General features: G+C 68.7%; 11 protein-coding genes and 1 tRNA gene. 7 read left to right on the top strand and 5 right to left on the bottom strand.

Going from position 1 to position 12,993, the window contains the following annotated elements:
- Nucleotides 1-22: 22 nt before the first annotated feature.
- Both AS25_RS07530 and AS25_RS07535 read right to left on the bottom strand, forming a co-directional pair.
- Nucleotides 23-1,306, bottom strand: a complete 1,284-nt coding sequence (locus tag AS25_RS07530) for an ABC transporter permease (RefSeq protein WP_035964007.1) — start codon at nucleotides 1,304-1,306, stop codon at nucleotides 23-25.
- A complete protein-coding gene (locus AS25_RS07535; protein ID WP_035964008.1) occupies nucleotides 1,303-2,232 on the bottom strand; it encodes an ABC transporter ATP-binding protein in 930 nt (309 codons plus the stop codon). Before AS25_RS07535 ends, AS25_RS07530 begins: the two co-directional genes overlap by 4 nt.
- Nucleotides 2,233-2,388: 156 nt before the next feature.
- On the opposite strand from AS25_RS07535, the gene upp reads away from it, so the two are divergent.
- From upp to AS25_RS07550, 3 genes are all read left to right on the top strand, one after another.
- Nucleotides 2,389-3,024, top strand: a complete 636-nt coding sequence (gene upp / locus AS25_RS07540) for a uracil phosphoribosyltransferase (protein WP_035964009.1) — start codon at nucleotides 2,389-2,391, stop codon at nucleotides 3,022-3,024.
- Between the two features lie 233 nt (nucleotides 3,025-3,257).
- The gene (locus AS25_RS07545; RefSeq protein WP_035964010.1) at nucleotides 3,258-4,058 is read left to right on the top strand and encodes a winged helix-turn-helix domain-containing protein; all 801 of its coding nucleotides are present in this window, start codon (nucleotides 3,258-3,260) and stop codon (nucleotides 4,056-4,058) included.
- A gap of 93 nt (nucleotides 4,059-4,151) precedes the next feature.
- Complete coding sequence (locus AS25_RS07550) at nucleotides 4,152-4,673, top strand: SixA phosphatase family protein (protein WP_035964012.1); 522 nt, start codon at nucleotides 4,152-4,154, stop codon at nucleotides 4,671-4,673.
- A gap of 83 nt (nucleotides 4,674-4,756) precedes the next feature.
- Here AS25_RS07550 and AS25_RS07555 read toward each other — a convergent pair whose 3' ends face one another.
- Both AS25_RS07555 and AS25_RS07560 read right to left on the bottom strand, forming a co-directional pair.
- Nucleotides 4,757-5,929, bottom strand: a complete 1,173-nt coding sequence (locus AS25_RS07555; protein WP_035964013.1) for a GmrSD restriction endonuclease domain-containing protein — start codon at nucleotides 5,927-5,929, stop codon at nucleotides 4,757-4,759.
- A 96-nt stretch (nucleotides 5,930-6,025) separates the two neighbouring features.
- Nucleotides 6,026-6,098: transfer RNA gene (locus AS25_RS07560), tRNA-Arg, on the bottom strand.
- 314 nt (nucleotides 6,099-6,412) lie between these two features.
- On the opposite strand from AS25_RS07560, the gene AS25_RS07565 reads away from it, so the two are divergent.
- From AS25_RS07565 to AS25_RS07575, 3 genes are all read left to right on the top strand, one after another.
- On the top strand, nucleotides 6,413-8,278 hold the full coding sequence (locus tag AS25_RS07565; RefSeq protein WP_035964014.1) for a phosphoenolpyruvate carboxykinase (GTP): 1,866 nt from the start codon (nucleotides 6,413-6,415) through the stop codon (nucleotides 8,276-8,278).
- Nucleotides 8,279-8,405: 127 nt separating this feature from the next.
- Nucleotides 8,406-8,894, top strand: coding sequence for an RrF2 family transcriptional regulator (locus AS25_RS07570; RefSeq protein ID WP_035964015.1), 489 nt, complete (start codon nucleotides 8,406-8,408; stop codon nucleotides 8,892-8,894).
- Nucleotides 8,895-8,950: 56 nt separating this feature from the next.
- Entirely contained in the window at nucleotides 8,951-10,141 is a 1,191-nt protein-coding gene (locus tag AS25_RS07575) for a globin domain-containing protein (protein WP_035964016.1), read from the top strand.
- A gap of 144 nt (nucleotides 10,142-10,285) precedes the next feature.
- On the opposite strand, the gene AS25_RS07580 is transcribed toward AS25_RS07575, so the two are convergent.
- Nucleotides 10,286-11,695: a phosphomannomutase/phosphoglucomutase gene (locus tag AS25_RS07580; protein ID WP_035964017.1), complete on the bottom strand. Its 1,410-nt coding sequence runs from the start codon at nucleotides 11,693-11,695 to the stop codon at nucleotides 10,286-10,288.
- A 79-nt stretch (nucleotides 11,696-11,774) separates the two neighbouring features.
- Between AS25_RS07580 and manA the strand changes: the two genes are divergently transcribed.
- Nucleotides 11,775-12,974 (top strand): mannose-6-phosphate isomerase, class I, encoded by a 1,200-nt coding sequence (gene manA, locus AS25_RS07585; RefSeq protein ID WP_035964166.1) that lies wholly within the window; start codon nucleotides 11,775-11,777, stop codon nucleotides 12,972-12,974.
- The last annotated feature ends 19 nt before the right edge of the window (nucleotides 12,975-12,993 follow it).

Consider the following 12,993-nt stretch of genomic DNA (forward strand, 5'->3'; position numbering starts at 1 on the left):
ATACTGCGTGAGTGTCGGGGGATTACTCGTACCGAAGGGCATTGATGGGATCCTGCCGGGCCGCCCGCATGGCGGGGATGGTTCCGGCGAGGAACGCGATGAACATCACCGCGAGGATGATGATCACGGTCTTGAGCGGGTCGAACAAGAACAGACTCAGCCCGGGCAGCGAGGAAAGCAACCCGTTGGAGAGGATCCCGCTGAGGATGCTGCCGGTGACCACGCCCACGGCGGCACCGATCGCGGAGCCCAGGAAACCGATGAAGATGGCCTCGAGGGAGAACAGGCCGAAGACCTTGCCACCGCTCATCCCCAGGGCCTTCATGAGCCCGATCTCGCGGGTGCGTTCCTGGACGGACATGAGCAGCGTGTTCACGATGCCGAACCCGGCCGCGAGCAGCGCGATGATCGCGAAGGAGTTCAGGATCCACACGATCCCGTTGATCACGGCGCGGAACATCCCGAGCTGGTCCTCCACGGTCAGGCCCAGCATTTCCTCGTCCGCGAGCTGGGACTTGATGGGACCCACGTCGGCGCCCTCACTCAGGTTGGCCGTGGCGGTGAAGTACGTGTTGGGCGCGTCCCGGGGCGAGCCGGAGGTCTGGTACTCGTAGAGCTTCTTGTTCAGATCCGACGAGGGGATGGGGTTGGTGGACGTGCCCGCGAGAGAGGCCTGGCTGATACCCGCCACGCGCACGTCGAAGTCGCGGTCCGCGCCGGCGGCGTTGCTCATGGCGATCGTCACGGTCTTGCCCACGGCGTCCTCGTTGGAGTCGAAGCCCAGGGGTTCCACCCAGGAGGCGGGCAGCAGGATCTCGTCCGCGGACCGGTCCGGGGTCTCACCGGCCTCCAGCTGCAGCCCTTCCGCTTCCGACGGCGAGCCCAGGCTCAGCTGGAACTTCTTGCCGTCGGGGGCCTCAAGGTAGGTGGGTGTGACCATGTACATGGGGTCCACGGACTCCACGCCGTCGATGTCCCTGATCTTGTCGATGTCGGCGTCCGTGAGCCCGGCGATCGAACCGAACCCCGTCTGCACATTGGCCCGGTCGGGGTTGTACTCGGTGGGCCCGTCCTCCTGGCCGGAGCCGGGGGTGGAGCGCTCGGGCACCTTCTGGACGTACAGGGCGTTCTGGTTGCCGAACGCGGCCACGGTCTTGTCGATGTAGTCGTTGACTCCGGTGCCGATGCCCGAGGTCAGGGTGAGCGTGAAGGAGCCGATGAAGATGGCGATCACGGTCAGGATGGTGCGGGCTTTGGACCGGAACGTGTTGCCGATCGCCGTGCGCAGCAGATCGAGGAATTTCACGCGGTGGCTCCTGGCTGGTCGGTCGAGTGGTCGGGGGCGTCGGTGGCCCAGGGGGCGGCGTGCTTGCCCGGCCGTGCGGGTTCCTGCGCCGCACGCGCGAGCTCGGCGGCGTCGGCCTCGCTGAGGGTGATGACCTCGCCGGTCGCGGGTTCGGTGATCCGGATGGCCCCGGTGGCGTCGTCGGCGCGCACCTGCTGCGCGGCGGGGCGCGGCTGCCGGTCGACGACGTCGCTCGGGGCCTTCTCGGGGGTCGGCACGATCTGCCCGTCCATGAGGTAGATCTGCCGGGAGCACCGTTGCGCGAGGTCGAGATCGTGGGTCACGACCACCAGGGTGATGCCCTTGTCCCGGTTGAGCCCGAAGAGGATGTCCTCCACGACCTTGGACGTCGCGGAGTCCAGGTTGCCGGTGGGCTCGTCCGCGAAGATCACCGACGGCTCGTTGATCAGGGCGCGCGCGATCACCACGCGTTGTTTCTGACCGCCCGAAAGATCGGTGGCCTTGTTCTCGGCCTTGTCCGCCATGTCCAATTGTTCGAGCGTTTCCATGCCGCGGCGTTTACGCTCACCGGCGGGGACACCCGCGATCTTCAGGGGGAGCGTGACATTTTCCAGCACGCTCTGATTAGGGGTCAGGAAGAATTGCTGGAACACGAAACCGAATGCGGAATTGCGCAGTTCGTTGAGTTCCTTGGCGTTGAGGTCCCCGGTGGGCTTGCCCTCCAGGGCCACGACCCCGTGCGTGGGGGCGTCCAGCAATGCCAACAGATGCATGAGGGTGGATTTACCCGAACCGGATTTCCCCACCACCGCCACGGACTCGCCCTTGCCGATTTCCAGGTTGATCCCCTTGAGGGCGTCGAACCTGGTTTCTCCTCTGCCGTAGATCTTGACCAAATTCTCCGTTTCGAGAACCGGAGCCGTCATATGAGGTGTCCCTTCCGAGGATTGCCTTGCGCAGAACCGTGTCGAGTCTCCCATACGACCCTATGGCACGTCCTCGTCCCATCGGCTGATCTTGGGCGGCGTGTGATGAATCCGTGACATCCCGGGGGTGTGGCGGTGGCTGCTAGATTCTGGGGTATGCGAGTCACTGTCTTGGATCACCCCCTGGTCGCCCACAAACTGAGCGTGCTGCGCGACAAGGACACCTCCTCCCCGGTGTTCCGGTTGCTGGTGGAGGAACTGGTCACCCTGTTGGCGTACGAGGCGACCCGGGACGTGCGCGTGGAACCGGTCACCGTTCAGACCCCGGTGGCCGAGACCCAGGGGATCGCGCTCGCGCACCCGCGGCCGCTCGTGGTGCCCATCCTGCGCGCCGGTCTGGGGATGCTCGAGGGCATGACCCGTTTGATCCCCACCGCGGAGGTCGGGTTCCTGGGGATGGCGCGCGACGACACCACGCTGGACATCATCACCTACGCCGAACGGCTGCCGGACGACCTCACGGGCCGTCAGGTCTACGTGCTGGATCCCATGCTCGCCACGGGCGGCACGCTGAGCGAGGCCATCAAATTCCTCTACCGCCGCGGTGCCGAACAGATCACGTGCGTGTGCCTCCTGGCCGCACCCGAGGGTCTCGAGCGTTTGCGGCGGGAACTGGACGACAACGAGGTCAACGTGGTCCTGGCCTCCGTGGACGAGCGCCTGGACGAGAACGCGTACATCGTCCCCGGTCTCGGGGACGCGGGCGACCGCCTGTACGGCGTCGTGGACTGAGGGCCCACCGGCCCGGTCCTTGCGGGGCGCCCTGAACGGGCAAATGATCCCCCATCTTGGCGAGAAAGCAACCTATTTCGCCACGGGATCGTATGAATCGAGGGCCAGTCTCACTATGTGAGAAAAAAACAGGTATATTACTTGCCAGTCCAGACGCGCGTCACAGAACATGAGGATAACGCCGTTTTCCAGGGAATTCACGGGAACGGGGGCATCACGAGGCAGGGGTTCGAATGTCAGGCGCACCGGGTTACGTCCACATCTCGCAGCGGCACCGACTGGGTGGAGCCCAGTCCACGGCCCGACCCCGCGGGGCGCATCGCATGGTGGGGACCGCTGAGGATTTCCGACACCTGCGTTCCGTCGCCGCCGAACACGGCGCCGATTCGCGCCTGGAACGTCAACCGGGCGCGGGGCAGCAGCCCACCGAGGCCCGCGGCTTCGTGATCTACGTGGGCGTGGACGAGCAGGCCGCCGCCGACCGCGGGATCAACCTCGTGCAGCTCGTGCAGGACGTCCGCCAGTTCATCAGCTCCGCGGTCCCGGAGTCCGATTCCTACGCCGCCGTGGCCCTCGCCCCGGTGCACGCGGAAGGCACGGACCTCGAGGTCGTGCGCAGCGCCCTGGGTGATCCCACGTTCTCGGACCCCGTGATCGAGCCCATCGCGCCGCTGCCCGCGGCCGGTGCCGGGAGCGCGATCGACCACCAGCGCGTGGGTGTGCTGATCGACCTGTCCCGCCGCGAGGTCTTCCTGGACGGCGACCTGCTGAACCTGACCCACCGCGAGTTCGAGCTGCTCAACTACCTCGTGGAGAACGGCACCCGCACCGTGGGCCGCACCGAGCTGCTCGACAACCTCTGGGACGACGCCGAGGAAGTCCCCTCCGAGCGCACGATCGACGTGCACGTGCGGCGGCTGCGCTCCAAGCTGGGGCGGTTGGCCAACACCGTGCGCACCGTGCGTGGCCAGGGGTACCGGTTCTACGACCACCCCGAGGTCGTCGTGTGGGCCGCGCCCGAATACTCCATCTGATCCTGCTCAGTCGCGAGGCCGCGCATACCCGCGAGCGCGCCGTCGCGCTGCTCCCGTGACCGGGCTGTGCCCCGCCGTGACACACTGGGGCCCATGGCACCCCACGACCTCAAGCACCTGGTGATCATGCGGCACGGGGAAGCGGACTTCCCGCGGGGCGTCCCGGACCACGACCGCCCCCTGGTGCCACGCGGTGCCCGTGAGGCCGCGGACGTGGGGCGGTGGCTGGCCGAACATGCCGCACCGGACATGATCCTGGTGTCCCCGGCGCTGCGCACCCGCCAGACCGTCACGTGGGTGTGCCACGAACTCGGGGAGAAGGCCCCCACGCCGCAGTTGTGGGACGGGCTCTACGACGCCACGGACGCGCAGATCATCGCGGCCGTGAACCACGCCCCGGAAACCGTGCGCACCCTCATGGTGGTCGCCCACATGCCCGAGGTGCTGGACACCGTCCTGCGCCTGGCCTCCCGTGACTCGGACCAGGACGCCATGATGGATGCCGCCACGGGCTTCCCGACCGGGGGCACCGCGGTGCTCGAGGTCCCCGGGGACTGGGCCGTGCTCGACGGCGCCGACGCCCGCCTCACGCGCTTCCACGCCCCGGGGGTCTAGTAGAACCCGCACGGTTCCACGCGCCGCGGGGATGCAGCTCATGCGGAGCCCCCTCGGGTGTGGAGTTCACCCCGGGCCGGTCCTCAGCTCCTGGACTCGCAGGCCACACCGTCCCCGTCGCCGTCCAGGCCGGGGCGGTACCCCGGTGTGCCGGCGTAGAGCGGGGCCATCCCCGCCGCGCGCGCCTCGGCGCAGCGTGAGAAGTAGACGTCCGCACCCGGAACGCCCGGGACCCCCGCACCGGGCGCCTCGGCCTCCGGGACGGCAGCGTCCGCAGGATCGGATACCGCGCCCGCACCGGGTGCGGCCGGAGCTGGTGCCACAGGAGCCGATGCCTCCGATGTCGAGGGCGCCTCGGCCGCGGGCGCTTGCGCAGCCGGCGCCTCGGTCACGGGGGCCACGGGTGAGTCCGCGGGATCCGGGATGGGACGTGCCTCCGGCAGCGGCTGCTCGGGGCACGTGTCGAGCACGCGCACCATGGCGTTCTTCTCGGCGTCGGTGACCCACAGCTCGTAGCGCTGCTTGACCGCGATCTGGGTGGCCACGTACTCGCAGCGCTCGCCGGTGCGCGGCGGCAGCCACGTGGCGGCGTCCGCGTCCGACTTGGTGTTGTTGCTCGGCCCGTCCACGGCGAGCAGGTTGAGGGGGTCGTTCGCGAGTTCGGTGCGCCGCGCGGCGTCGAGCTGCTGCGCGCCCTTCTGCCACGCGTCCGACAGCGCGACCACGTGATCGATCTGCACCTGTGAGCTCGTGGCCTGCCCGGCCACGAAGTCGATCGTCTCGCCGGTGTACGGGCTCTCGAGCGTCCCGGAGCTCACGTTGCACCCGTGCGTCCCCGGCTTGACGGCGATCCCCGTGAGGTCCCGGCGCAGGATGTCGTTGCGGGTGTCGCAGCCGTTGTGATCGGTGTCCGCCCAGCGCGGGCCGAACTGGTCCCTCGAGTAGTCGGTCTTGGGTGCGCGCCCCTTCACGGGCAGCTCCCCGAGCGCGGCCAGCGCGGTCCCGGCCGCCGCGTGCTCGGTGGGGTCCTGCGGGGACGACGACGCCGCGGGGGACGTCGCGTCTCCCGCGCCCCGGGTGGGGGAGGGGGACTGCGTGGCGGGCGGCGTCGTCGCCGGGGCCGCAGCACTCGTGGTCGCGGAGGCGGACGGGGAGGGTGTGGCCGAATCGGTGGGGGCCGCGCACCCCGTGAGGGCCAGCGCGAGGGCCGCGGCGCCCAGGGCGAGACGGCGAACGGGGGTCGTGAGAGGGGACACGGCGGTACCTCGATCCTGGAGCCGATCCTGATACCGAGGCGCGGCGGTGAATGAGAAGGACCCCGCATCCTGGGGGATGCGGGGTCCGACAAGAAGTGCGCCCGATAGGATTCGAACCTACAACCTTCTGATCCGTAGTCAGATGCTCTATCCGTTGAGCTACAGGCGCTCCTGAAGCAACGACCGAGGCCCTTGCAACGGGTAATAACTTACACCCGCCGGTGCCCGGCGACAAATCGCGCCGGAGTGGTGCCCGCGCGGTGCCGGGGCGGCTGGGCGGTGCGAGCCGTATGGTCGGGGCCGCGATGTGGTGTAACTCGCGTTCCGGAAGGGCCCCCCGCGATAGACTCCAGGCACACCCGCGCGCAACCCCCTGCGAGGTCGGCCCCCGGAACCGTTCCACAGTGACGTGGCAAGCATGAACGGACGGCGCACCTCGGCGGGAAGCGGCACGTACGACGGCCTCAACGAGGAGACATGTCAATGGCTGACAACGGCACAGCAACCACCGGGACCACCGCCCTGAACCGCGAGGTCCAGCAGTCCCTGGACAATCCCCCCACGGATTACCGGGAGCTCGTGGACTGGGTGCGTGGGATCGCCGAGCTGGCCCAGCCGGATCACATCCACTGGGCGGACGGCTCGGAAGCCGAATGGACCCGGCTCACCGACCTCATGGTGGAGGCGGGCACCCTGGTGCGGCTCTCGGACGAGAAGCTCCCCAATTCCTTCGCGGCGTTCTCGGACCCCGAGGACGTGGCCCGCGTGGAGGAGCGCACCTTCATCTGCACCAAGACCGAGAAGGGTGCCGGTCCCACCAACAACTGGGAAGACCCCACGGTCATGAAGGAGACGCTGACCAAGCGTTTCAACGGGGCCATGCGCGGTCGCACCATGTACGTGATCCCGTTCGTAATGGGTTCCCTGGACGCCCAGAAGCCCCAGTACGGCGTGGAGATCACGGATTCGCCCTACGTGGTGTGCTCCATGCGGATCATGGCCACGATCGGCACGCCCGTCCTCGAGAAGATGTCCCGTGACAAGGCGGAGTTCGTGGAGTGCGTCCACTCCCTGGGTGCCCCGCTGCAGCCCGGTGAGCAGGACGTGCCGTGGCCGTGCAACCCCGCCAAGTACATCGTGCAGTTCCCCGAGGACCGCGCCATCTGGTCCTTCGGTTCCGGTTACGGCGGCAACGCGCTGCTGGGCAAGAAGTGCTACGCGCTGCGCATCGCCTCGGCGATCGCCCACGACGAGGGCTGGCTGGCCGAGCACATGCTCATCCTCAAGATCACGGACCCGCAGGGCGAGTCCCACTACATCGCGGGAGCGTTCCCGTCCGCGTGCGGCAAGACCAACTTCGCGATGCTCGAGCCCACCATCGAGGGCTGGAAGGCCGAGATGGTCGGGGACGACATCGCCTGGATCCGCTTCGGCAAGGACCACACCCCGCGCGTGGTCAACCCCGAGGCCGGCCTGTTCGGCGTGGCACCCGGTACCGGGTGGTCCACCAACCCCAATGCCATGCGTGCGATCGAGCGCGGCAACACCATCTTCACTAACGTGGCGCTGACCGACGACGGCGGCGTGTGGTGGGAGGGCATGACCGACGACGTCCCCGAGCACCTCACGGACTGGAAGGGTAACGACTGGACCCCCGAGTCCGGCCGCCCCGCCGCGCACCCCAACTCCCGGTTCTGCACCCCCATCAAGCAGGTGGAGATCCTGGCCCCCGAGTACGACGACCCCGAGGGCGTGCCGCTGTCCGCGATCATCTTCGGTGGCCGCCGCAAGACCACCGTGCCCCTGGTCTCCGAGTCCTTCGGGTGGGAGCACGGTGTCTTCCAGGGCGCCACGCTGTCCTCCGAGACCACCGCGGCCGCCAAGGGCGCCGTGGGTGTGGTGCGCCGTGACCCCATGGCCATGCTCCCGTTCATCGGTTACAACGCCAATGACTACCTGGAGCACTGGCTGGACACCGGCGCCCGCGTGGGCGAGGAGAACATGCCGCGGATCTACTACGTCAACTGGTTCCGCCGCACCCCGGAGGGCGGTTTCGCGTGGCCCGGTTTCGGGGAGAACTCCCGCGTGGTCAAGTGGATCGTCGAACGCCTCAAGGGCACCGCGGAGGGGCACGAGACCCCCGTGGGTGTGGTCCCGGGCAAGGAGGACCTGGACCTGACCGGCCTGGACATCTCCGACGCCGATCTCGAGGCCGCGCTGCGCGTGGACAAGGACGAGTGGCTCAACGAACTGCCCGGGATCGACGAGTGGTTCGCGCGCCTCGGTGACGTGCCCGAGGTGATCCTCGAACAGCGCGCCGGGCTCGAGGACCGGTTGCGCAACAGCTGACGCCGGTCTCCCGATCCGCGTGGTCACGCGGTCGGAGCCATCCTGTATAATCACGCCGCGCGGCCACACCGGCCGCGCGGCGTCGTCGTCGGTGGGCTGAGGACGGGCCGATGACGAAGGGACAACTGTGCGGCTGACGGCTTTTTCGGACATCGCGCTGCGGGTGCTGCTGCTCATGGGAGGGCTGCCCCCGGACACCATGATGTCCACGCAGCGCATCGCGGACGGCGTGGGGGCGCCGTACAACCACGTGGCCAAGACGGTGGCCAAACTGCGCGGGATGTCCCTATTGTGCTCGCAACGCGGGCGCGCTGGTGGGGTCATGCTCACGGACGAGGGCCGGGAGGCCAGCGTGGGGCAGGTGTTGCGCATCCTGGAGGCGGACACCGCGATCGTGGAGTGCGAGGCGGACGAGGTCGCGTGCCCGCTCAACCACGGCTGCCGGCTGCGCCGGGCCCTGGCCGGGGCGCGAGAGGCCTTCTACCGGGAACTGGACGGCATCACCATCGCGGACCTCGTGAACCCCCGCCAGGTGGGCCCCATCGCGGTGCAACTGGGGCTGCGTCCCCCGAGCGTGCGAACCCCCGTCACCAGGGATGGAGCGTCGGTTCTTTAACGTGCATTTCAAATGCTAAATTGACTCTCGTCACACCGCGATGAGAGGAAATCATCATGCTGTCCCAGAAGTCCCGCCCGGTCATCGAGCAAACCATCGGCGTGATCGCCGAGCGGATCCCCGCGATCACCCCCGAGTTCTACAAGTCCATGTTCAACGCCCGCCCCGATCTGCTGGACGGCATGTTCAGCCGTTCCAACCAGAAGAACGGCACCCAGCCGCAGGCGCTTGCCGGTTCCATTGCGGCCTTCGCCTCGCACCTGCTCAACCACCCGGACTCCTACCCGGACGAGGTGCTCTCGCGCGTGGCCCACAAGCACGCGTCCCTGGGGCTGCTGCCCGAGGAGTACCCCACCGTCCACGAGCACCTGTTCGGGGCCATCGCCGCGGACCTGGGTGACGCCGCGACCCCCGAGGTCGTGGCCGCATGGGACGAGGTGTACTGGCTCATGGCGGATGCACTGATCAAGCTTGAGAAGGGCCTCTACGGTCAGCAGGCCAATGACGTCATGTTCGCGCCCTTCAAACTCGTGTCCAAGGAGGACATCGCCGAAGGCGTGGTGGCGTTCGAGTTCGAACCCGCGGACGACACCCCGCTGACCCGCTCCATCCCCGGTCAGTACGTGACCATCCAGGTCAAGGTCAAGGACGGGATCCGCCAGCCCCGCCAGTTCACACTGGTGCCGTCCCAGGAGGGCCACCGCCGCGTGGTGATCCGCAAGGATCCCCACGGCGAGGTCACGCCCATCCTGCACGAGGACATCAACGAGGGCGACGTCCTGGAGATCTCCAACCCCTACGGTGACGTGGTGTTGGACGAGGGCCACGGCTCGCTCGTGCTGGCCTCGGCCGGCATCGGCACCACGCCCATCGTCGCGTTCCTGGACCGCCTGGCCAAGGAGGGTTCGCAGCGCAAGGTCACCGTGCTGCACGCGGATCACTCCAAGGAACGCTGGCCCGGCCGCCAGATCATGGAGCGTCTCGTGGACAGCCTGCCCAACGCCACGATGATCACCTGGATGGAGACCCCCGGTGAGGGCGACCACGAGGGCTTCATGAACATCGCGGACGTGGACCTGGACGTGGACGAGGACACCAACGCGTTCATGTGCGGCCCCCTGCCCTTCATGAAGGCGCTGCGCTCACAGCTCATCGAGAAGGGTGTGCCGGGGCGCAACATCCAGTACGAGATCTTCGGTCCCGACCAGTGGATGCTCCACGACGAGGCGCGCGCCGCGAACGCCTGAGCCTCCCCGACATGACGACGACGCCGCGTGGCCACCCGGGCCGCGCGGCGTCGTCGTGTTCTCCGGGCCGTGCCGAGCCGCCCGAAACGGGCGGAGGGGAGGGCCGGGCGGGAGCCGCGGGCCGAGCCCGCGGCACCCAGGAACTCAGATCTGCCGGACGAGCTTCAGAACGGTGTCCCGCACGGACTCCATGGCGGCGGTGTCCGGGGCCTCCACGTTGAGCCGCAGGAACGGCTCGGTGTTGGACGGACGCAGGTTGAACCACCAGCCCTGCTCGGGGTGGGTGAACGTGGTGCCGTCCATGTCCTCGACCTGCACGGCGGGGTCCGTGGCTGCGAAGTGTGCCCGGACGCGGTCCACCGCGGCGGCCTTGTCCTCGATTTCGGAGTTGATCTCCCCGGAGGCCACGTAGGGGTCGTACGTGCGCATGAGATCGCTCAGCGGCGCGTCCTGTTCACCCAGCGCGGCCAGCACGTGCATCGCGGCGAGCATGCCCGTGTCCGCGTTGAAGAAGTCCTTGAAGTAGTAGTGCGCGGAGTGCTCACCGCCGAAGACGGCGCGCTCGGAGGCCATGACCGCCTTGATGAAGGAGTGGCCCACGCGCGTGCGCACGGCACGCCCGCCCGAGGCCTCGATCCGCTCGGGGACCGCCTTGGACGTGATGAGGTTGTGGATCACCACGGGCCGGTCCTCACCCGCGGCGCGGGCCCGGGTGATCTCGCGCTCGGCGACGATCGCGGCCACCGCGGACGGGGAGACGGGATCACCGTTCTGGTCCACCACGAAGCAGCGGTCGGCGTCGCCGTCGAACGCGAGCCCGATGTCCGCACCGTGCTCGCGCACGGCCCGCTGCAGGTCCTCGAGGTTGGCGGGCTCGAGTGGGTTGGCGGGGTGGTTGGGGAATGTGCCGTCCAGCTCGAAGTACAGCGGGACGATTTCGAGCGGCAGTGGGTCCAACAGTGCGTCCCCGAGCACCGCCGGAGTGGTCAGCCCGGCCATCCCGTTGCCCGCGTCCACCACGACCTTGAGGGGGCGGATCCCGGAGAGGTCCACCAGGCTGCGCAGGTAATGGGCGTAGTCACCCAGTACGTCCCGACGCGAGACCTGGCCGCGGTGCTCGGAGGCCGGGATCTCCCCGGCGTCCAGGTAGCGCTGCGCGACGTCGCGGATCTCGTACAGGCCGGTGTCCGAGGAGACGGGGACGGCTCCGGCGTTGGCCATCTTGATGCCGTTGTACTCGGCCGGGTTGTGGCTCGCGGTGAAGGTGACGCCGGCGCTGTCCAGGGTGCCGCACGCGAAGTACAGCTCGTCCGTGGAGATGCTGCCGATCACCGTGACGTCCGCACCGCGGCGAGTGGCGCCAGCCGCGAACGCCTCCACGAACTCGGGGGAAGAGGGGCGCATGTCGCCACCCACGACCACCCCGGAGCCGGCCAGGCCCAGGACGTCCACGAACGCGGCACCGGTGGCGCGCACGCTGTCCGCGGTGATGCTCTCGCCCACGATGCCGCGGACGTCGTACGCCTTGAATGATGAGGAAAGATCTGTGGTCACCGTCCCGATTCTACGTGAGCGGGATCGGTGAACCCCGGTAGTCCGGCGTTTTCCGGGGCGCTGTGGTTACATGTTCGACATGGCCGAGTTCTTGAGGATGACCAATCCGATCCAGCACTACGCGTGGGGATCGCGATCGGTCCTCGCCGGCATGCAGGGGCGCTCCGCACCCACCGAGGAACCCGAGGCCGAGCTGTGGATGGGTGCCCACGCGAGCGCTCCGTCCCGGGTGACCCTCGACGGGGTCCAGCGCGGCCTGGACGAAGTGGCCCCCGACCTGCCGTTCCTCCTGAAGATCCTCGCGATCGCGGCGCCGCTGTCCATCCAGGTGCACCCGTCCGAGGAACAGGCCCGTGAGGGGTTCGCGCGGGAGAACGCCGCGGGCGTCGCGCGGGACTCCGCGCACCGTAATTACAAGGACGAGCGCGCCAAACCGGAGACGGTCGTGGCGCTGTCACCCATGTGGTTGCTCGCGGGTCAGCAGGATCGGGCCGACCTGAAGCGTCTCTCCCGGGAACTAAACCTCCCGTGGCTCGCGGACGCCGCGGCGTCCGAGTGTCCCGTGCAGTACGCGCTCGAGCTCGCCGACGACGCCGCTGCCGCCGCCGTGCGCGCGTGCGTCACCGCTGTGGATACCACCCCGGCCACCTCGCCCCGCGGCGAGGACGCGGACGAACCCCGGTTGTCCGCGGAGGCCGATCCCGTGGAACGCGCGACGCACCTGATCCGGTTGTTGACCCACCACTACCCGGGTGACCGGGGTCTGCTCGTGGCCCTGTGCATGAACATGGTGCACCTGGCCCCCGGCCAGGCCCTGTTCACCCCGGACCGACAGGTGCACGCGTACCTCAGCGGCACCGCGGTGGAGATCATGGGGTGCTCGGACAACGTGCTGCGCGCGGGTCTGACCGCCAAGCACGTGGACGTCCCGGAACTGTTGCGGGTCATGGCCACTGCCCAGCAGCCCGTGAGCGTCCTGGAGCCGCGCGAGGCCGAGGACGGCGTGGTGCGGTACCCGCTGTGGGATCCCGCCCTCTCCCTGGCCGCGGTGCGCGTGAGCCCGCAGCGCCCCGTCACCCGGGAGCTCGCGGGGGTGTGCATGGTGCTCGTGACCGAGGGGGACGTGGAGGTCTCCGCGCGCTCCGCCGGTGACGCGGACGCGGAGGGTGTGCGGGCGACGTCGGGCGAGTCCTTGATCTGCCTGGACACCCCGAGCACGGTGACCCTGAGCGGGGACGGGCGCGTGTTCCTCGTGGAGGCGGTCACGCCCGCGCGCTGAGGGCCTCGGAGGGGTTGCG

Source organism: Kocuria marina (genome assembly GCF_000786655.1).
GTDB lineage: Bacteria > Actinomycetota > Actinomycetes > Actinomycetales > Micrococcaceae > Kocuria > Kocuria marina_A.